This window comes from Halomonas sp. FeN2 (assembly GCF_020595105.1).
Taxonomy (GTDB): domain Bacteria; phylum Pseudomonadota; class Gammaproteobacteria; order Pseudomonadales; family Halomonadaceae; genus Vreelandella; species Vreelandella neptunia.
This window is the reverse complement of sequence record NZ_CP074200.1, coordinates 923,163-942,375: the sequence shown is the minus strand read 5'-3', so window position 1 is coordinate 942,375 and position 19,213 is coordinate 923,163. Positions and strand designations below refer to the sequence as shown.

At 55.2% G+C, this 19,213-nt stretch carries 16 protein-coding genes and 5 tRNA genes; 6 read left to right on the top strand and 15 right to left on the bottom strand.

Going from position 1 to position 19,213, the window contains the following annotated elements; all coding sequences use genetic code 11:
- Nucleotides 1-18: 18 nt before the first annotated feature.
- Nucleotides 19-912: an AraC family transcriptional regulator gene (locus KF947_RS04460; RefSeq protein ID WP_227405560.1), complete on the bottom strand. Its 894-nt coding sequence runs from the start codon at nt 910-912 to the stop codon at nt 19-21.
- 220 nt (nt 913-1,132) lie between these two features.
- Between KF947_RS04460 and KF947_RS04455 the strand changes: the two genes are divergently transcribed.
- Entirely contained in the window at nt 1,133-2,194 is a 1,062-nt protein-coding gene (locus tag KF947_RS04455; RefSeq protein WP_227405559.1) for an NAD(P)-dependent alcohol dehydrogenase, read from the top strand.
- Between the two features lie 129 nt (nt 2,195-2,323).
- Here the strand turns inward: KF947_RS04455 and lnt are convergent, their stop codons facing one another.
- The 5 genes from lnt to miaB all read right to left on the bottom strand — a co-directional run bounded on the left by lnt (nt 2,324) and on the right by miaB (nt 7,951).
- Nucleotides 2,324-3,799 carry an apolipoprotein N-acyltransferase gene (lnt, locus tag KF947_RS04450; RefSeq protein ID WP_227405558.1) on the bottom strand — a complete coding sequence of 492 codons (1,476 nt, stop codon included), beginning with the start codon at nt 3,797-3,799 and terminating at the stop codon, nt 2,324-2,326.
- A gap of 63 nt (nt 3,800-3,862) precedes the next feature.
- On the bottom strand, nt 3,863-4,762 hold the full coding sequence (locus KF947_RS04445; RefSeq protein WP_088699211.1) for an HlyC/CorC family transporter: 900 nt from the start codon (nt 4,760-4,762) through the stop codon (nt 3,863-3,865).
- Nucleotides 4,763-4,945: 183 nt separating this feature from the next.
- Complete coding sequence (gene ybeY, locus KF947_RS04440; protein WP_227405557.1) at nt 4,946-5,446, bottom strand: rRNA maturation RNase YbeY; 501 nt, start codon at nt 5,444-5,446, stop codon at nt 4,946-4,948.
- Nucleotides 5,443-6,522 (bottom strand): PhoH family protein, encoded by a 1,080-nt coding sequence (locus tag KF947_RS04435; RefSeq protein ID WP_227405556.1) that lies wholly within the window; start codon nt 6,520-6,522, stop codon nt 5,443-5,445. Before KF947_RS04435 ends, ybeY begins: the two co-directional genes overlap by 4 nt.
- An 85-nt stretch (nt 6,523-6,607) precedes the next feature.
- Nucleotides 6,608-7,951, bottom strand: a complete 1,344-nt coding sequence (gene miaB, locus KF947_RS04430) for a tRNA (N6-isopentenyl adenosine(37)-C2)-methylthiotransferase MiaB (RefSeq protein ID WP_009288234.1) — start codon at nt 7,949-7,951, stop codon at nt 6,608-6,610.
- A 198-nt stretch (nt 7,952-8,149) separates the two neighbouring features.
- Between miaB and KF947_RS04425 the strand changes: the two genes are divergently transcribed.
- The 4 genes from KF947_RS04425 to KF947_RS04410 all read left to right on the top strand — a co-directional run bounded on the left by KF947_RS04425 (nt 8,150) and on the right by KF947_RS04410 (nt 9,072).
- Nucleotides 8,150-8,225, top strand: a tRNA-Asn gene (locus KF947_RS04425).
- A gap of 88 nt (nt 8,226-8,313) precedes the next feature.
- Nucleotides 8,314-8,389: transfer RNA gene (locus tag KF947_RS04420), tRNA-Asn, on the top strand.
- 96 nt (nt 8,390-8,485) lie between these two features.
- Nucleotides 8,486-8,561: transfer RNA gene (locus tag KF947_RS04415), tRNA-Asn, on the top strand.
- A 145-nt stretch (nt 8,562-8,706) separates the two neighbouring features.
- The gene (locus KF947_RS04410) at nt 8,707-9,072 is read left to right on the top strand and encodes a metalloregulator ArsR/SmtB family transcription factor (protein WP_133730081.1); all 366 of its coding nucleotides are present in this window, start codon (nt 8,707-8,709) and stop codon (nt 9,070-9,072) included.
- Nucleotides 9,073-9,176: 104 nt separating this feature from the next.
- Here KF947_RS04410 and KF947_RS04405 read toward each other — a convergent pair whose 3' ends face one another.
- A complete protein-coding gene (locus KF947_RS04405) occupies nt 9,177-11,264 on the bottom strand; it encodes a carboxy terminal-processing peptidase (protein ID WP_227405555.1) in 2,088 nt (695 codons plus the stop codon).
- 138 nt (nt 11,265-11,402) lie between these two features.
- Between KF947_RS04405 and KF947_RS04400 the strand changes: the two genes are divergently transcribed.
- Nucleotides 11,403-12,722 (top strand): M18 family aminopeptidase, encoded by a 1,320-nt coding sequence (locus KF947_RS04400; RefSeq protein ID WP_133730083.1) that lies wholly within the window; start codon nt 11,403-11,405, stop codon nt 12,720-12,722.
- A gap of 62 nt (nt 12,723-12,784) precedes the next feature.
- Here KF947_RS04400 and KF947_RS04395 read toward each other — a convergent pair.
- The 8 genes from KF947_RS04395 to ispE all read right to left on the bottom strand — a co-directional run bounded on the left by KF947_RS04395 (nt 12,785) and on the right by ispE (nt 19,213).
- Nucleotides 12,785-12,861, bottom strand: a tRNA-Met gene (locus KF947_RS04395).
- A gap of 73 nt (nt 12,862-12,934) precedes the next feature.
- Nucleotides 12,935-14,314 carry a membrane-bound lytic murein transglycosylase MltF gene (gene mltF / locus KF947_RS04390; protein ID WP_133730084.1) on the bottom strand — a complete coding sequence of 460 codons (1,380 nt, stop codon included), beginning with the start codon at nt 14,312-14,314 and terminating at the stop codon, nt 12,935-12,937.
- A gap of 205 nt (nt 14,315-14,519) precedes the next feature.
- A complete protein-coding gene (gene ychF, locus KF947_RS04385) occupies nt 14,520-15,611 on the bottom strand; it encodes a redox-regulated ATPase YchF (RefSeq protein WP_133730085.1) in 1,092 nt (363 codons plus the stop codon).
- Between the two features lie 104 nt (nt 15,612-15,715).
- Nucleotides 15,716-16,303 carry an aminoacyl-tRNA hydrolase gene (gene pth / locus KF947_RS04380; protein WP_227405554.1) on the bottom strand — a complete coding sequence of 196 codons (588 nt, stop codon included), beginning with the start codon at nt 16,301-16,303 and terminating at the stop codon, nt 15,716-15,718.
- A gap of 172 nt (nt 16,304-16,475) precedes the next feature.
- Nucleotides 16,476-17,117 (bottom strand): 50S ribosomal protein L25/general stress protein Ctc, encoded by a 642-nt coding sequence (locus KF947_RS04375; RefSeq protein WP_133730087.1) that lies wholly within the window; start codon nt 17,115-17,117, stop codon nt 16,476-16,478.
- 96 nt (nt 17,118-17,213) lie between these two features.
- Nucleotides 17,214-18,155 (bottom strand): ribose-phosphate pyrophosphokinase, encoded by a 942-nt coding sequence (locus KF947_RS04370; RefSeq protein WP_009287569.1) that lies wholly within the window; start codon nt 18,153-18,155, stop codon nt 17,214-17,216.
- Between the two features lie 76 nt (nt 18,156-18,231).
- A tRNA-Gln gene (locus KF947_RS04365) sits at nt 18,232-18,306 on the bottom strand.
- A gap of 52 nt (nt 18,307-18,358) precedes the next feature.
- Complete coding sequence (gene ispE, locus KF947_RS04360; RefSeq protein ID WP_133730088.1) at nt 18,359-19,213, bottom strand: 4-(cytidine 5'-diphospho)-2-C-methyl-D-erythritol kinase; 855 nt, start codon at nt 19,211-19,213, stop codon at nt 18,359-18,361.

Below are 19,213 nucleotides of genomic sequence, written 5' to 3'. Positions count from 1 at the left end.
CCTGCATTAAATCTCTTTTTAAGCTCGTAGCGCCTGCTCTTGGCGGCGATGCTGCAACGGGGGCTCACCAAAGTAGCGCTTATAGTCGCGACTAAACTGAGGCACGCTGCGGTAACCCACCGCCGCAGCGGCCTGATTAACGTTGTGATTATCCTGCAGCAGCAACTGTTGCGCTTTGATTAGGCGCAGCCGCTTTAAGTACTGAGCCGGTGATGAGCGGGTAATTTGCTTAAAGTGCTGGTGAAACGTCGAAGGGCTCATATTGGCCTGTGCTGCCAACTGTTCCACGCTAAAGTCGTCGGCAAAATGGGTGTGGAGCTTAGACAGCACCTGCACAATGCGTGAATAGTTACCATGCCCCAGTACTAGCGCCCGTAAAGCGGGCCCCTGTTCTCCCTTTAGCGCTTCAAACACCACGTCACGAATGCGGGCGTTGCCCATGGCGCTGCACTCTACCGCTACGTTTAGCGTGCGCGCTAAGCGCCATACGGCGTCCTGCATGCCCTCTGTCATGGCCACTGAGGCCATGGGCAACGGAGCCAAAGCGTTATGACCGATATCGCCCATGGCTGTCACCATCTCGCTTAATAGTGCCGGATCCAGGCGCACCGATATGCCCAGCAAAGGGGCTTCCGGCGAGCCGTAGGTTTCGCACTCAAAGGGCAGTGGCAACGTTTGCACTAAGTAGTGGCCGGGGTCGTAATAGATTTCGCGATCACCCAGATAACCCATTTTACGCCCCTGGGCGATGATGGTCAGGCTCGGCTCATAGATCAGCGGTGTGCGAATCTGGTGGCGGCTTAAACAGAGTAACGACACGCCAGGCAGTGATGTGCTATTGATTCCGTCGCTTTTAACCAGTGGTGCGATAACGGCAGCTAGCGCATTGCCAGCCTGAGCGGTGGAGGTCATGAAGGCTTCTCTTGGGTTTCTAGTGGAATTTACATAATTATAATGATTTATGGTCATTTTTTGTTATTTTATTACGTGTCATCGGAGTATTTGGCAAAAATGACGTAGCTTCGTTCATCGCTATCATCACTGATTAGGCGAATACTATCGGCATGCCTCGCACGAGGGGAATCGTCTGCTGATTTATAAGGCAGTCTTTTGCTGATAAGGAGTTTCACCGATGAGCCAAGCATTATCCTACGCCGCATTCGCTGCCGATAAGCCCTTAGCACCGTTTACTTTTGATCGTCGCCAGCCGCGCCCCGATGACGTCGCCATCGAAATTCTCTACTGTGGTGTCTGCCACAGCGATCTGCACTTTGCTCGCAATGACTGGGGCATGAGCCAGTACCCCGTCGTACCCGGCCATGAGATTGTCGGCCGTGTGACCTCTGTGGGCGATAAAGTATCGCGTTTTAAAGCCGGTGACCTGGTGGGTGTCGGTTGTATGGTCGATTCATGCCGTACCTGTGCTGCCTGTAAAGATGGTGTAGAGCAGTACTGTCTGGAAGGCTTCACAATGACCTACGGCAGCGAAGATCGCCAGGATGGCACCATGACCCAGGGTGGCTACTCCGACTCCATCGTGGTGAGCGAGCACTTTGTGCTACAGATGCCTGATGGTATTGATCTGGCTTCGGCGGCGCCGATTCTCTGCGCCGGTATAACGACCTATTCACCGCTCAAGCATCACGGCGTGGGCAAAGGTCATAAAGTCGGTGTGATCGGTATGGGTGGCTTAGGCCACATGGGCGTTAAACTGGCTAAAGCGCTGGGCGCTGAAGTCACGGTGTTCACCCGTTCCGACGCCAAGGTTGAAGAAGCGAAGCGTAACGGCGCTGACCACGTGGTGGTTTCCAGCGACCAGACACAAATGGACGCGGTGGCTGAAACCTTCGACTTCATGCTCGACACCGTGCCCGTACAGCACGATCTAAACCCCTACCTAACGTCGCTGAAGTATGACGGTACTCACATCATCGTTGGCTTGCTGGAGCCTATTGAGCCAGCCATTGAGGCCTTTAACCTGGTCTTTAAGCGTCGTGTGGTGGCCGGTTCGCTAATTGGTGGCATTGCGGAGACCGAAGAGCTGCTCAAGCTGTGCGCTGATCAGGGCATTACCTGTGATATCGAAATGCTCGCTATCAACAACATTAACGAAGGCTTTGAGCGCATGGAAAAAGGCGATGTTCGCTATCGTTTCGTGATTGATATGGCCACGCTAAAAAACAGCGCAGCCTAAATAACGGATTGACTAGCTGCCTATCTAACCACTTATGTAGGCGGCTTGCTTGAGTAAAAAAAACGGCCCGAGTCCAGCAGAGGACTCGGGCCGTTGCTCTAGCTAGCTGCCATCTATGGCATTTCAACTTTACGCTTGGCGTGTGGCTCTTGCTGCTACTATGCCGGGCAAGAGCATCAAACCTGCCAGCAACCAAGCCGGCCAGCTACCCAAGCGGGTGAAAGGCGTTAGCCCCTCCATGGCGTAAAACTCACCGGTGAGCGTGGTTGTCTCGAACTGCGGGGCGCGTTCAACAATGCGCCCATTAGGATCAATAATAGCGGTAATGCCGTTGCTGGTAGCACGAACCACATAGCGACCATTCTCTAGCGCGCGTAGGCGTGCCATCTGCAGGTGCTGGTGGGGGCCGATCGAGGCGCCAAACCAGGTGTCGTTAGACACCGTCATGATGACACCGCTGTCTTGGGCTCGGCGGGCGACTAGCTGTGGGTAGATGATCTCGTAGCAAATAGCGTTACCAATATGAATCCCGGCGGCCTGCATCGGTGTTTGCTCATGCTCGCCTTTGGTAAAGGTCGACATGGGCAGGTCAAAAAAATCAATCGCCCCGCGGAGTAAACTCTCCAGTGGCAGGTACTCACCAAAAGGCACCAGGTGCTCTTTCTGGTAGCTGCCCTCTACGTCGCCAACGCCAATCACGCTATTGAAGTAACGCTCTTGTTCGTCGCGCTGAACGATGCCGGTGAGTAGGGCGACGTCGGGGGGCAGGTTCGCTTGCACGCGTTCCAGCACCGGCCGGGCCTGGGTCTCCATCATTGGCAGCGCGGTTTCTGGCCAGATGATCAGGTCAACCTCATCGGCGACTTCGCGGGTGAGCTCGCTGTAGGTATTCGCCGCCGTGCGCTGCCCTTCGGGCGTCCACTTCAACAGCTGCGGTAGATTGCCCTGTAGCAGTGCCACGCGTGTAGGCTCATCGGCTGGCGTAGTCCATTGCTGGGGGAGTGCCAAGGGAATTAGCCAAATGGCCGCCAGTGGGACAAGCGTCCACCACTGACGGCGCAGCAGTAGCTCAGCGCCAAGCGCACCGCTAAGCGCGACGAGCAGCGAGAGCAGGTAGACGCCGCCAACGGGTGCCCAGGCGGCCAGCGGCGAATCGACAAAACCAGAGCCCAGCAGCAGCCAGGGAAAGCCGGTAAACAGGTAGGTGCGCAGTACTTCGCCCAGTACCCAGGCGCCCGCAAAGCTGATAAACGCGAGTCGTGAGGAGGTGAAGCGCCGGTAGAGCCAGAAAGTGCCGGCAAAAAACAGTGCCAGAATTGTCACGAACAGCGCAGTAAGGAAAACGGCGAGCGGCACGCCGGTGTAACCGTAGTCGTGGATAGAGACATACACCCAGGAGGTGCCGCTGGCGAACAGTGCAACACCGTATAACCAGCCTTTTAGGGCCGCTTGGGTGGGAGTTAATGCATGCAGGCCCACATAAAGTAAGCCAATCGCCACCGGGCCCAGCCACCAAAACTCAAAAGGGGAAGCCGTTAGAGTGGTGAAACCGCCCGCCACCAGGGCGGCAAGCAGCTGTAACAAAAACGCGGGGGGAAAACCCATAGCGATAACCTATCTACGGTAAAATACGAGGGAGTGGTTAGCGAGCAGCGTGACAACAAGCGCCTAGTCGGGCTTGTTCTCCTGGTCATCATCCTCTTCGTCATCGCGACGCGTGTCGCGGTAGGCTTCGAGTAGACGAATGCGTCGCGTGTCCGCATTGAGAATCACAAACCGCCAGCCGCCTAGAATGGTGTGTTCACCGCGCCGCGGTAGATGGCCAAACTGCTGCATCACCAGGCCGCCAACGGTATCGAACTCATCGTCAGAGAACTCGGTGTCGAAGCGTTCGTTGAAGTCTTCGATGGGGGTCAGTGCGCGAATGGCGTAGCGGCCATTCTCTATTTCGCGGATATCGTCTTCTTCATCGGTATCGTGCTCATCTTCGATGTCGCCGACGATCTGCTCAAGAATATCTTCGATGGTGATGATGCCAGCGGTACCGCCGTATTCATCGACCACCACCGCCATATGATTGTGGGTATCCCGGAACTCTTTAAGCAGGCTGTTAAGGCGTTTGGATTCAGGGATAAACATCGCCGGGCGCAAAATGTCATCTAACTTGAACGCATCGCGCTGAGCCTGGGTCTGGGAGAGCAGGGGGAGTAAATCTTTTACCAGCAGAATGCCTTTTACGTCATCCAGGTTTTCGCCAATCACCGGGTAGCGAGAGTGGCCGGTTTCCTGGATCAACGGTAGATAGCCGTCGCTGGTTTGATCCAGGGCAATGGCTGAGACCTGTGAGCGGGGTATCAGCACTTCACGAACCTGCTGATCGCTGATCTCAAGGGCGCCTTCGATGATCATAATGGCGTCTTGATCCAGCTTTAATTTCCCTGCGGTATGGCGTAAAAACGTCATCAGCTCATCTCGTGAGCTGGGTTCGTCATTGTCTCCGGAAAGGGCGCCAAAGAGTTTCTCGAGCCAGGATTTTTGATTGGGGTTGCTCGATCGGTCTTCGCTCATGCGTCAATTCTCTCGTTTGCGGGCAGACAGTTGCTATCTCGTTAACGACATCGTTATGGAAACCATGTCTTTATGGAAACCATGTCGTTAGGTAGCTGTTTTATCACTGAAGCAGGGGATAGTACCAGATTAGTTGTTACGTGATTTAACGCACCCACCGTTAAATAATAAAGAGGTAAGGGGCTATGCGTCTTCCCTATTGGGCATGGGAGTGTTGTCAGCGTACGGGTCAGGGATATTCAGCTCGGCCAACAGTTCACGCTCAAACTGCTCCATTTCCTCGGCTTCGTGATCATCAATATGATCGTAGCCCATCAAATGCAGGATGCCATGCACGACCATATGAGCGTAGTGGTGCTCAATTGGCTTACTTTGCTCGCTGGCTTCTTTGGCTACCACAGCATGGCAAATTACCAGGTCGCCGAGTAACGGTAAATCAACCCCCGGCGGGCTCTCAAAAGGGAATGACAGCACGTTAGTGGTTTTGTCTTTACCGCGGTAATCACGGTTGAGCGTTTGGCTTTCGAGCTCATCCACAAAGCGAATAGTCACTTCAAGGCGCTGATCGTCAGGGTGGTGGGCGAACACACAGCCCACCCAATGGGTGAGCTGTGTCAGGCTGGGTAGCCGTGGTTCGTCAATCGCTGCCTGGCGGTCGACGACGACTTCAATGGCCTCGCTCATCGCGAACTATCCCATGCGACTTCACGTGCCTGCATTCGTGCGTCGCGCTCTTGCTGGCGCACCTCGCGGCGGGCACGCTCTTCCACTTCCTGCTGGGATTCGAACATATCGTAAGCTTCGATAATGCGCTGTACCAGCGGGTGGCGTACCACATCCTTGGCGGCGAAGTGGGTGACGCCGATGCCTTGAGTGTCTTTCAGCACGTCGAGCACCTGAATCAGCCCTGAACGCTGTCCTTTAGGTAGATCGACCTGGGTCACGTCGCCGGTAATCACGGCAGTGGAGCCAAAACCAATCCGGGTCAGGAACATTTTCATCTGCTCCGGGGTGGTGTTCTGACTCTCATCCAGAATGATGTAGGAGTTATTGAGCGTACGGCCACGCATATAGGCCAGCGGAGCAATCTCAATCACCTGCCGCTCAATCAGTTTTGCCACCTGTTCAAAACCGATCATTTCATACAGGGCGTCGTAAAGAGGGCGCAGGTAGGGATCGATTTTCTGGGCCAGGTCGCCGGGCAAGAAGCCAAGTTTTTCACCCGCTTCAACCGCCGGGCGCACGAGCAGGATGCGGCGTACTTCCTGTTGATTGAGTGCCTCAACCGCGGCGGCAACGGCGAGGTAGGTTTTACCTGTACCCGCAGGGCCAATGCCGAAGTTGATATCGTGTTCGCGGATGCTTGAAACGTAGCGCTGCTGGTTGAGCCCGCGCGGTTTGATCATGGTACGCGGGGTGCGCATGATCACTTCATCGCTGCTGCCGGTGCCGTCCTCTTCCTCTTCCAGCGCTTCAAGCCCGGACTCTTGCAGGAACAGGTGCACGGTGTCAGCGTCAAGTTCGCTCGCCGCTGTTTCGCGATAGAGGTGTTCCAACACGTTTGCCGCTGCTTTGATGCGGTTGGCTGGGCCCGCCAGTTGGAACACATTGCCCCGATTGCGCAGCGTCACATCTAGGCGGCTTTCAATCAGCTTCAAATGCTCGTCCTGCTGGCCGCAAAGGCTAGCAAGGCGCTGCGGATCATTGGGTTCAAGGCTTAAGGTGATGATGCGATTGGCCTGAGGTGTTGGCTGGCTCAAGAGTGGGGAACCCCTCGTTAGTGTGTGTATCGTTCAGCTTACTGCCCCGCCAGAAGCGGGGCAATGATCTGTGATAAGTGAACGATCAATAGCGCTCGGGTGAAGCAAGCTCACCGCGTAGCGAATTGGGAAATGCCTCGGTGATCTCTACATCGACAAAGTAGCCGATCAGCTCGGTGGGGTTGGCAGCGCGGAAGTTAACCACGCGGTTGTTCTCGGTGCGACCTGAGAGCTGGCCGGGGTCGCGGGGCGAAAAGCCGTTAACCAGCACACGCTGTGTGCTGCCAACCATGCGGCGGCTAATTTGCGCGGTTTGCTGAATGATCCGCTCCTGCAGAATTGCCAGACGCTGCTTTTTGACACTCTCCGGTGTTTCATCCGGCAGGCCAGAAGCAGGTGTGCCGGGGCGTGCGGAGTAAACGAAGCTGAACGAATGATCGAAGCCGATTTGATGAATTAAATTCATCGTCGCTTCAAAATCTTCTTCTGTTTCGCCGGGGAAGCCGATGATGAAGTCTGAAGAGAAGCTGATGTCCGGGCGATTGGCGCGGATGCGCTCCATCTTTTCAATGTATTCGGCCGCCGTATGTCCGCGCTTCATGGCAGTAAGAATACGGTCTGAGCCCGACTGTACCGGTAGGTGAAGGTGGCTCACCAGTTCGGGGATATCGGCAAAGGCGTCGACTAGGCTGTCAGTAAACTCCACCGGGTGTGAGGTGGTAAAGCGAATGCGGTCAATGCCCTCTACTGCCGCAACGCAGGCAATCAGTTCGGCCAAGTCGATTTCATCACCTAGCTGGTTTTCACCGCGGTAGGCATTGACGTTCTGGCCCAACAGGTTGATCTCACGCACGCCCTGGTCGGAAAGGTGGATGACTTCATCCATCACCGCCTCAAAGGGGCGCGAGACCTCTTCGCCGCGGGTGTAGGGCACCACGCAGAAGGTGCAGTACTTTGAGCAACCTTCCATAATTGACACAAACGCCGTTGCGCCATCGGAAGAAGGCTTGGGCAGGTGGTCGAACTTTTCGATCTCAGGAAAGGTGACATCCACCGCCGCAATCTGGTTATTGCCACGGGCATCCAGCATTGAGGGCACGCGGTGCAGGGTTTGCGGCCCGAACACCATGTCCACATGGGGTGCACGCTTGCGGATTGCTTCGCCTTCCTGGCTCGCCACGCAGCCACCCACGCCAATCACCAGGTTGGGGTTGGCGTCTTTAAGTTTTTTCCAGCGTCCCAGCTGATGAAAAACTTTTTCCTGCGCTTTTTCGCGAATCGAGCAGGTGTTTAACAAAATGACATCGGCTTCACGCTCATTATCAGTGAGTTCGAGCTGGTGAGATTCGCCGAGTAGATCCGCCATACGGGAGGAGTCGTACTCGTTCATTTGGCAGCCGTGCGTTTTGATGAAGAGCTTCTTCGCCATCGGTACCTGTCATCTATGAGTCGTCGGGGGACGAGGATGAATGGAGTGTTGTCGTGCGGTCGGCAATGAGGGTGTCCAAACCGCTATCGTTAGTTGGCGCATTATACGGATACAAGAAACCAGCGGCTAGCGTTCATCCATAATCGATACTTGACCCTCACGATTCTATGAGTATACTACGCACCGTGTTTAAGCAGTTCCTCGATAGCTCAGTTGGTAGAGCAAATGACTGTTAATCATTGGGTCGCAGGTTCGAGTCCTGCTCGAGGAGCCAATCGCTTGTTGATGTTCGTGAACAAGTTGGCTTCGCTTTTAACACGAGAGCGTTTGAAAAATAGCTTTTAAAAGATAGCTTAATATGTTCCTCGATAGCTCAGTTGGTAGAGCAAATGACTGTTAATCATTGGGTCGCAGGTTCGAGTCCTGCTCGAGGAGCCAAGTTGTCACATCAGTACTTCACAGGTACTGCGTATTAGCTAGCTGTTTTAGGTATACCGATACAGGGATATCTTCATGTAACAGGTAGTGCACTGTTCCTCGATAGCTCAGTTGGTAGAGCAAATGACTGTTAATCATTGGGTCGCAGGTTCGAGTCCTGCTCGAGGAGCCATTTAATTCCTTCCGGTATTCTTGTGGTTCTAATTACTCTCTCATCACCCTCCGCCTAATGGCGCCCGGGTGCTTTGTCGTGTCTGACTGTTGTGGCGTAAACTACTCATGGTCAATCAGTCTGGGCAGTTTATGGTGGTCAGTTTATGGTAGGCAAAGTGAATACACCGCAAGCCTTGCAGGTGTTTAAATGTTTGAGCGATGAGACACGTTTGATGTTGGTGCTCCTGGTGGCTCAAGAGCAGGAGCTTTGCGTGTGCGAAATGACCTATGCGTTGCAGGAATCGCAGCCTAAAGTATCCCGCCACTTGGCTCAGCTGCGTCAGTGTGGGTTGCTAAGTGACCAGCGCGAGGGGCAGTGGGTTTATTACCGGCTTGCCTCCCAGTTACCTGCCTGGGCTCATGAAATTATTCGTGCGGGTAGTCAGGGCAGTGCCGTCCAGTTAGCGGCGCTGACTCGGCGCTTAACCAAAATGGGTGACCGGCCAGCGCGTCTGGCGGTTCTGTGTTGAAATCCGCTATGTTGAAATCAGGGTTAAGGCCATAATGTTAAAACCAAAACGCCGCCCCTTGCGAAGGGGCGGCGTTTTTTACAGCTTACTTTAACTCAGCGTATTTAGCGCTTGGCGGCTAGCCGCTGAGAGTCTTGCAAGTGAGCATAGTCGAGCAGGATTTCAGCTGATTCGAGCACATAAGCGCGGTCAACGGCCGTTGCGTCATCCTCTGTGCTATCCGCCTCTTCGGTGTTATCTGGTTCGTCCGTGCGGGCATCCATCCACTCGTCCAGTTCTTCAAGGCCCAGTGCACGGCGGCGTTGGTTTTCCAGCGAAAGCTGTTCGGCTTCCTGGGCTTCCATTTCACGCTGACGCTGCTCGCGATTTAAGCTCACGCTGGTGTGCTGCTCGCGTAACTGGCGGGCCAGCGTGGACTGGCGCTCTAAATAGCGAAAGTTGGCGTTGTCCTGAGCGCGTGCGTCGTGCTGGGCTATCAGCTTGTCCAGCATGGTTTCAGGTTCGCCATAGCGGCGATACTGGACGTTCTGAACGGTGTCCCAGGCCAAGGCGTTATCCAAACTGCTTTCTCCAATACGCTCGGGATCAATCAGGCTGGGAAAGTCGATATCCGGCTCAACGCCGCGATTTTGAGTGCTGTCGCCGGAAATGCGGTAGAACTTGGCGCGAGTCAGTTTGATCTGACCATGGCTAAGCTCGTTGAGCGTCTGCACGGTGCCCTTGCCAAACGTTGGCGTGCCCAGTACTAAGCCGCGACCGTAGTCTTGAATCGCACCGGCAAAGATTTCCGAGGCAGAGGCAGAGAGGCGATTGACCAGCACCCCTAGCGGGCCGTCATAAAGTGTACCTGCTTCGCTGTCGCCATACAGTTGAATACGCCCCTGGGCATCGCGCACTTGTACGGTGGGGCCGCGATCGATAAACAGGCCAATAAGCGAGTTGGCTTCCTGTAGCGCGCCGCCGCCGTTGTTGCGCAGGTCAAGCACGATACCTTCCACGCCCTCGTCTTTAAGACGTTCGACTTCTTTGGCAACATCGCGAGTAGTACTGCGATACTCCTCTTCACCTGCTTGCCAAGCGTCAAAATCGACGTAGAACGTTGGGATGTTAATCACCCCTAAGCGGTGAGGTTCTCCGTCACGCTCGACTTCAATCACTTCGCCGTGGGCGGCTTGGTCTTCAAGGCTAACGGTGTCGCGGGTAATCTCAACGGTTTGCGAGCGGGTCATATCCACCGCTTGGGCAGGTACCACGTCCAAACGAACGACGGAACCTTTGGGGCCGCGAATCAGATCCACCACGTTGTCCAGGCGCATGCCGACCACATTGACCATCTCACCCTCTTCCTGGCCTACGGCGATGATGCGATCCGCTGGCTCAAGTACGCCAGCGCGCTCCGCTGGGCCGCCGGGCACAAGACTGGAGACTTTGACATATTCTCCGTCCGACTGAAGTAGAGCGCCAATGCCCTCAAGGGAGAGGCTCATCTGTATATCGAAGGATTCGCCCTGGCGAGGGGATAGGTAGCCCGTGTGTGGGTCAATACTGCTGGTAACGGCTGCCATTAATACGCCAAACACGTCTTCAGATTCGGTTTGCTCCAGCCGGGTCAGTTGACCTTCGTAGCGCTGGCGCAGGTTGTCTTCAATCTGTTCACTGTCCTGGTCGGTAAGAGCGAGTGTTAAAGCGTCGTTTTTAAGCCGCTTGCGCCATAGCTCGTCTAGCTCGCTTTGCCTGGATGCCCAGGGCGACTCTTCACGATCAATTTCTAGACGCTCGTTGCTCTCAAAATTGAAATTAAGGCCTTCGTCCAGCTTTGCCAGTAGCGACTCAAGGCGCGACCGCTGCCGATCACTAAAAGTGTTATAGAGATCAAACGCATCATCTAACTCGCCATTGAAGAGAGCGTCTGCCATGCCCGTCTCTAAGTGACGATAGGGCTCGATATCACTGCGCAGCAAGTAGGCGCGCTGGCCGTCCAGAATATCCAAATAGCGTTGGAAAGCATCCTGCGACCACGCTTCATCAAATGTAATATCAGCATAATGGCCGTAGCGGAGCGAGTCCGCAATTTCCACTGCCGCCTGGCGTTGTTCGTCGGTCGGCTCAAGTTGCGCCAAGGCGGCTGGGCTGGTAACAACCAGCATGACAGCCAGGGCGACCGAACGCGAAAGCGTTGCAAACAAGCTCATCAGTCAAGCTCTCCCGGATTTGTGTACACTCATTCTTCCCTAGACTCGCATATGACCCATGAGTTGCGTAGGTCGAGGGACTATTGTAGCAGGTCGCCTGCGCGATGAGACTCAATCATTACTGTTATGAGGATTTCCATGTCCGAGACTTTCAACGCTGATCGTTTAACGCGGTTATGCGATTTTCTGCGCCAATCACCGACCCCGTGGCACGCTGCAGGCAATATGGCTGCGCGATTGGAGCAAGCCGGTTTTCAGCGGCTGGAAGAGAAGGCCAGTTGGCAGCTAACGCCGGGCAAGCGCTACTACGTCACCCGTAATGACTCGGCTATTATTGCTTTTCAGTTGCCTGAGTCTGAATTGACAGCGTTGCGTATGATCGGTGCTCACACTGATAGCCCGGGGCTGCATCTAAAGCCTAACGCCACGCAGAGCTCTGCAGGCTGGCTTCAGTTGGGAGTGCAGGTTTACGGTGGTGTCTTGCTGGCACCGTGGTTTGACCGTGACCTGGGGCTGGCTGGGCGGGTATATGTGCGCCATGCGGATGGTCGCTTGGAAAGCGTATTGCTTAATGTCGATCGGGCAATTGCCATTGTGCCGAGCCTGGCGATTCACCTTGATCGTGACGTGAACAGTGGCCGTCCGATTAACCCGCAGACGCAGATGGCGCCGGTGTTGATGCAAAGCGAGGCAACGACGCTAGGCGAACTAGTGGCGCAGTGGCTAGAAGAGCAGCACGGTCTGCGTGCTGTGGAAGTAGTTGACTTTGAATTAGGCTTTTACGATGTTCAGCCGCCATCGCTGATCGGCGTTAAGCAAGAGCTGGTGGCCAGCGCCCGATTGGATAACCTGCTCTCCTGCTTCATTGGTTTAGAAGCGCTCTTGGCTTGCGATGGCAGCCAAGGCGCTTTGTTGGTGGCTAATGACCATGAGGAAGTCGGCAGTGCGAGCGCCTGTGGTGCCCAAGGTCCTTTCTTGGCAGATGTGTTGAGGCGCATTAATGCCCAACTCGGGGGCAGGGGGAGTGAAAAGGGCAGCGAAGAGTCGCTGATTCAACTGATTCAATCGTCGTTGATGATCTCTTGCGATAACGCCCATGCGCTACACCCTAATTTTCGCGATAAGCATGATGAACGGCACGGCCCGGCGATTAACGGTGGCCCGGTGATCAAGGTGAATGCGAGCCAGCGCTACGCCACCAATAGTGTCACTGGCGCACTGTTTCGCGATGTATGTCGCGAGTCGGACGTACCCGTGCAGTCGTTTGTTACCCGGGCGGATATGGGCTGCGGCAGTACGATTGGCCCGATTACCGCCACCGAGTTGGGAGTGCCCACCATTGATGTGGGTGTGCCTCAGTGGGCGATGCATTCGATTCGGGAAACCGCGGGCACTAAAGATGTTGAGCACCTAACCCGCGCATTGGTGGGATTCTTAAATCGTGCAAAGCTAAACTGATTCCTTAGCTGCACATAAACAAAAAGCCCGCTGACAGAATCAGCGGGCTTTTGGCATTAATTTGGTGGCTACGCCCTGATTTGAACAGGGGACCCCATCATTATGAGTGATGTGCTCTAACCAGCTGAGCTACGTAGCCTTTCAACGGGGGCGAATATTACTCAGCAATATGCTGTCCGTCAAGTATTTGTTGCGCAAGGAGGAGTGTGCTGTCAGTCATCCTCTAGCGGTAACGACACGAGCGCTGCACTAATTACGTCTTGATAGTTGCGGATTCGCTGAACATAGTGAACGGGTTCATAGCCCCGTGCATAGCCATAGCGGGTCTGTGGGTAATAACGCTTATCTGCCTTGAGCGGCAGCACGTCTTTCATGTCTTCCCAGGAGTTCGGATTCTTGCCCAGGTCGCGGGCCAGCTGTTGAGCGTCAAGCACGTGGCCGCGACCAATGTTGTAACTTGCCAGGGCTAGGTAGGTACGATCCGGCTCGGGGAGGGTGTCGGGTAGGCGTTGATGGCGATCAGCGAGATAGCGGGCGCCGCCGTCGATAGCTTCGGCCGGGTTTAAGCGATTATCGACACCGAGGGATTCGGCGGTATTTTGGGTTAACATCATGATGCCTCGCACGCCCGTTGGGGAAGTGGCTTGGGGATCCCAATGCGATTCCTGGTAAGCCAGGGCGGCGAGCAGGTCGGCGGGCATCCCGGTTTCATCCTCGGCATCTAGGAAAAGATCGATAAAGTTAGGCAGACGCTCGTTTATGCGTTTGTTGAGCGCACGTAGGTCGACGAAATCGAAATCACCGATGTAAGCATAATAATGCTGCATGACCCTAGCGGTGTATTCTTGCCCGTCGCTGCTGTCCATCCATTGATCGGCAAGCTTGGCGAGTGCCTGGTGGTCTGGGGCGAAATACCAGCCTAATCGATCACCGCTGGTGAGATTCATAGCCACTTCCAAGTGTGGGAAGTGGCGCCGCACTAACCTAACAATATTGGAATCGGCTAAGGTGCAGTCAATGCGCTTATCGGCCACTTCGGTGAGCAGCATTTCGGTAGTGCGAGGATCCTCCTCAAAGGCGATACCAGTGTATTGGTTGACCAAGCTCTGGAGCTTTTCCGCGTAGCTGGAATCCGCCGTGACGTGGATGTCGACTCCCGCCATTTCCTCTACTTGGCGTGGTAGGGGGCGCATATCCCGGTGGCAAACCAGTTGCTCGACGATATCGGTGTGGGTGGGTCCTTGGGTAAATTGCTCGTCCCGGGAAGGGAGGTGGGTAAGGCCTGCGGCGGCAAGCTGAATCTCACCGTCTTTCAGGGCTTGCAGCACCTCCGAGGTAGATTCCAGCAGCGTCCACTCAACTTGCCAGTCGTTGGCGGCGGCGAACGACTCGACCAAGTCGTGCTCCGGCCCTGAGGGTGTCCCATCACGATCAAGGTAGTAAGTGGTGGCGCTATTTCGGGTGGCTACCTTTAGTATTCCGCCTGGCCCGGGTGGTTCAAGTTGTGTGATCGACGACTCGCTTCCTTCGCAGCCCAGTAGCATGAGCAGTGGAAAGGTGGCGATTAACAGGCGGGGGCGAAAGAAAGGCATGGATTAACCGTAGCAGGCTTTTGTGCTGCCAGGAAGGTAGCGCTTCAACGCTAGGCACGCCAATTGGTTGCTGAGGGCTGGCTTGGCTAGTAAGGGGGGCGGATGCTAAGGCTTATGATTCCCAATATCTCTGACTTCCAAGACCTGGGGCTTCAAATACGAGTGGCTGCCCTGATGAAGAGGGCAGCCAACGGGTAACGCTTATTTAGACATTAAAGCGGAAGTGCACCACATCGCCATCTTTGACGATGTACTCTTTGCCTTCCAAGCGCCACTTACCGGCGTCTTTGGCTGCCTGCTCACCGCCTAGCGATACGAAGTCCTCATAGGCAACCACTTCTGCGCGGATAAAGCCTTTCTGAAAGTCGGTGTGAATCACGCCAGCGGCTTCGGGGGCTGTTGCGCCTTCTTTTACGGTCCAGGCGCGCACTTCTTTAACGCCAGCAGTGAAGTAGGTTTGCAGACCCAGCAGTGAGTAGCCCGCGCGAATGACACGATCAAGGCCCGGTTCGTCCATGCCCATCTCGCTTAAGAACATTGAGCGCTCTTCGTCATCCAGCTCGGCGATTTCTGCTTCCAGCTGGTTGCAAACAGGTACCACCAGTGCGCCTTCTTCAGCGGCGATTTCGTTCACGATATCCAGGTAAGGATTGTTCTCGAAACCGTCTTCATTGACGTTAGCGATGTACATAGTTGGCTTCAGGGTCAAAAAGCCGAAGCTCTTCACCTGGCGCTGCTCTTCTTCGCTTAAGCCAAAGCTACGTAGCGGCAAGCCTTCCGCAACGTGGGGTTGGATGCGATCAAGAATTGCCTTGGTGGCAATGGCGTCTTTGTCGCCGCCCTTCACCGAGCGAACCAGGCGCTGGCTGGCTTTTTCAACCGTGTCCAGGTCGGCCAGCGCCAGCTCTAAATTGATTGTTTCAATATCGGAGCGGGGGTCGACCTGGTTGGCTACGTGGATAACATTGTCGTTGTCGAAGCAGCGCACCACATGGGCGATTGCTTGGGTTTCACGAATGTTAGCCAGGAACTTGTTACCTAAGCCCTCACCCTTGGATGCCCCGGCGACCAGGCCAGCAATGTCGACGAACTCCATGGTGGTCGGCAGTACTTTTTGCGGCTTGACGATTTCGGCGAGCTTGTCAAGGCGCGGATCCGGCATCGGCACGATACCCACGTTCGGCTCAATGGTGCAGAAGGGGAAGTTTTCTGCATCGATGCCTGACTTGGTCAGAGCATTGAATAGTGTGGACTTGCCGACGTTAGGCAGGCCGACGATGCCGCAATTGAAACCCATAAAATGTTCCTGAGAATAAGGTGGTAGGGCGTAAAAGTAATCGCCATTCTACGAGATGCGCTAGCCGTCAGCTACCGGCGTAACTTACCAGCGTTTGGCGACCTCTATTCTGGCTTGAGGCTATGCAGTTGATTCATGGCTTTGGCCCAGTCGCCTGCAAGCGCTAGCGGTAGCGTGGCGATGCACTCATCCAGGGCGCGAACAATGACTTCTTGTTCGGCCTTGCCGGGCCGTCCCAACACATAATTTGTAACCTGACGCGCCTCGCCGGGGTGACCAATGCCAATCCTTACCCGGTGAAACTGCTTCTGGCCGCCTAATGCGCTGATAATATCGCGCAGGCCGTTGTGGCCGCCGTGCCCGCCGCCGGTTTTGTAGCGTGCCTGTCCAGGGGGGAGGTCGAGTTCGTCGTGGGCGACCAGTAGGTTTTCAGGGGCGAGTTTGAAGAACTGGCACAAGGCTGCCACCGCGGCGCCGCTACGGTTCATAAAAGTGGCGGGGTTGAGGAGGTGCAGCTCATGGTCGCCTAGGTGCACCTTGGCGTAGTGGCCAAAAAATTTCTTTTCTGGTCGCAGCTCTGCATGGGCGCTTTGCGCAATAGCCTCCACTAGCCAGAAACCGGCGTTATGGCGCGTGGCATCATACTCTGCCCCGGGGTTGCCTAATCCAATAATGGCTGTTACCTGGCTCATCTTCCCACCTCATAAAATATCCAGAAGACCAAAATTATCCATAAGACATGGTTGACGCCGTGCCAGCGACGGGCCTAAAAAAAATCAAGCGCCGAGGCGCTTGATTCTAACATCGTGTCAGCATCACGAGGGCCATGCAGGCATGGCCCCAATAGAGTGCTTAACGGGGTACTTACTCGGCGCTGGTGTCTTCTTCGCCTTCGCTTTCACCGTCTTCGTCTTCTTCAGCACGCACTTTTACTTTAGTGATGCTAAGTACCGCATTGTCATGCTCTTCGCCGTGGGACAGGTCAACTGAGGTGACGCCGGCCGGTAGGGTAAGGTCAGACAGGTGCAGTGTCGTGCCAAGCTCAACGGCAGCGATGTCAACTTCGATAAAGTCAGGCAGGTCTTTCGGCAAGCAACTGATCGAAATTTCGTTGGCCAGTACGTGCAGTTCGCCGCCTTGGTCTTTGATACCGACACACTTCTCTTCGCCCGTCACGTGCAGTGGCACGTTGATGGTGATTTCGTGAGTCGCATCAACGCGCAGGAAGTCGGCGTGAGTCAGCAGCGGCTTGAAAGGGTGACGCTGCAGGTCACGAACAACGACTTGCTCTTCTTTGCCTTCGATCATCAGTTTGATGACGGAAGAGAAGAAAGACTCATCTTCAATCGCTTTGTAGAAAGCGGTTTTTTCAACAGCGATGGACTGCGCGCCTTTTTCGCCACCGTATACAACGGCCGGCACTTGCTGGTTCGCACGACGCAGGCGGCGGCTCGCACCTTTCCCCAGGTCGTTACGAACGCTGGCTTTCAGGATAAAATCAGACATGGAATTGCCTCTTAGTTTAAGTAAGGAAGACGCCGCCGACCGCGACCAGACGACGACGTTTCCGTGGCCCCAAAAGGGGGCTGTATCGTCAGCAGATTAGTGGAACATCGCGCTGACAGATTCTTCGTTGCTGACCCGGCGAATCGCTTCCGCGATCAGGCCAGCAACGCTCAACTGGCGAATTTTGCCGCTACGACGAGCAACGTCAGATAGCGGGATGGTGTCGGTCACCACCACTTCATCCAGTACGGAGTTGGTAATATTATCGACCGCAGGGCCGGACAGGATCGGGTGTGTTGCATAGGCCACCACGCGCTTGGCGCCGTGATCTTTTAACGCTTCACCGGCTTTACACAGTGTGCCTGCGGTGTCGATCATGTCGTCGACTACGACACAGGTGCGGCCCTCTATCTCGCCGATGATATGCATCACCTGGGCCTGGTTAGCCTGGGGGCGACGCTTATCGATAATGGCGAGATCGGCGTTCAGCTGTTTGGCGATGGCACGGGCGCGAACAACGCCGCCCACGTCAGGGGAAACAACGACAAGGTCGCTGTAATTCTGACGCTCGATATCATCCAGCAGAATGGGGGAGCCGTAGACGTTGTCCACAGGGACATCAAAGAAGCCCTGGATCTGATCGGCGTGTAGATCCATGGTCATCACGCGGTCAACGCCTGCTTTAACCATCATGTCCGCGACTACTTTGGCGGAAATTGGTACCCGTGCGGAGCGCACGCGGCGATCCTGGCGAGCATAACCAAAGTAGGGAAGTACTGCCGTGATGCGAGTTGCCGAGGCGCGACGCAGGGCGTCGACCATCAGAATCAACTCCATCAAGTTGTCATTCGTCGGTGCACAGGTGGATTGCAGGATGAAAACATCCTTACCGCGCACGTTCTCATTGATCTCGACTGCGATTTCGCCGTCGCTGAATTGACCCACCGTAGCGTTACCCATACGGCTGTCTAAGCTCTCGGCAATTTTTTGAGCGAGTGCGGGATTGGCATTCCCGGCGAAAACCATCAATTTTGACACGCGCAGCCACCTTTGCAGTGTTGGGGATCAGGGGAGAAAACGCAGATCATACTTAGGCCATAGCTGAAAATTAAATTGGCTGGGGTACCAGGATTCGAACCTGGGAATGCCGATACCAAAAACCGGTGCCTTACCACTTGGCGATACCCCAACAATGGCCCTTCGTTAGCCGGGCGCTTTCAACTGCCCAGAGCGGGCTTTTACTAACAATAGCCCAGAGCATCATGTAGAGGAGAGGTGTTGAGTCCGCGTGCTACCCATGTCGACCAATGTTGTTCCGCTAAATGCGCGATTGCTTGTGCCGATTGCTGTGTATCAAAAGCAGCAAACAGACAAGCCCCCGTGCCGGTCAACCGACTAGGTGCATGCTGTGCAAGCCAGTTCAGGGCTTCCGCGATTGGCGGATAGCGTTCCTTTACCACGGCTTCACAGTCGTTGCGCCACTCCGGCGCTCCCCCCTGCAGTGCGCGCGCCATAGTAATGGGGTCGCTGTCACGTGTCAATTGCGGGTCTTGGAAGACGACCTGGGTAGACACGCTAATACCGGGGTGAATAATCACGAACCATGGGGTATCGAGCGTTACTGGGGTGAGCCGCTCGCCAACCCCTTCGGCCCAGGCGCTGTGGCCATGTACGAATACAGGCACGTCGGCCCCTAGCTGAAGCCCCAGCCGAGCTAGTTCGACTAACGGTAGGTTGAGCTCCCAGAGGTGGTTAAGCCCCACTAACGCTGTGGCTGCGTTGGAGCTGCCACCCCCTAAACCGCCTCCCATTGGCAACTGCTTATCGATCGTAAGCGTAGCGCCTAGTGCAGTGCCGCTATGCTGTTGCAATAACCGTGCGGCGCGTACGACCAAATTGTCATCGTGGCTAACGCCGCTAACCTCAGTGGTTAACTGAATTTTCCCGTCATCACGGGGGGCCAGCGTAAGGTGGTCGCATAGGTCGATAAACTGAAATAGCGTTTGCAGTGCGTGGTAGCCGTCTTTACGACGGCCCACTATATGCAGCATGCGGTTGAGCTTAGCCGGCGCGGTAAGCGTTAGTGGCGCGTTCAT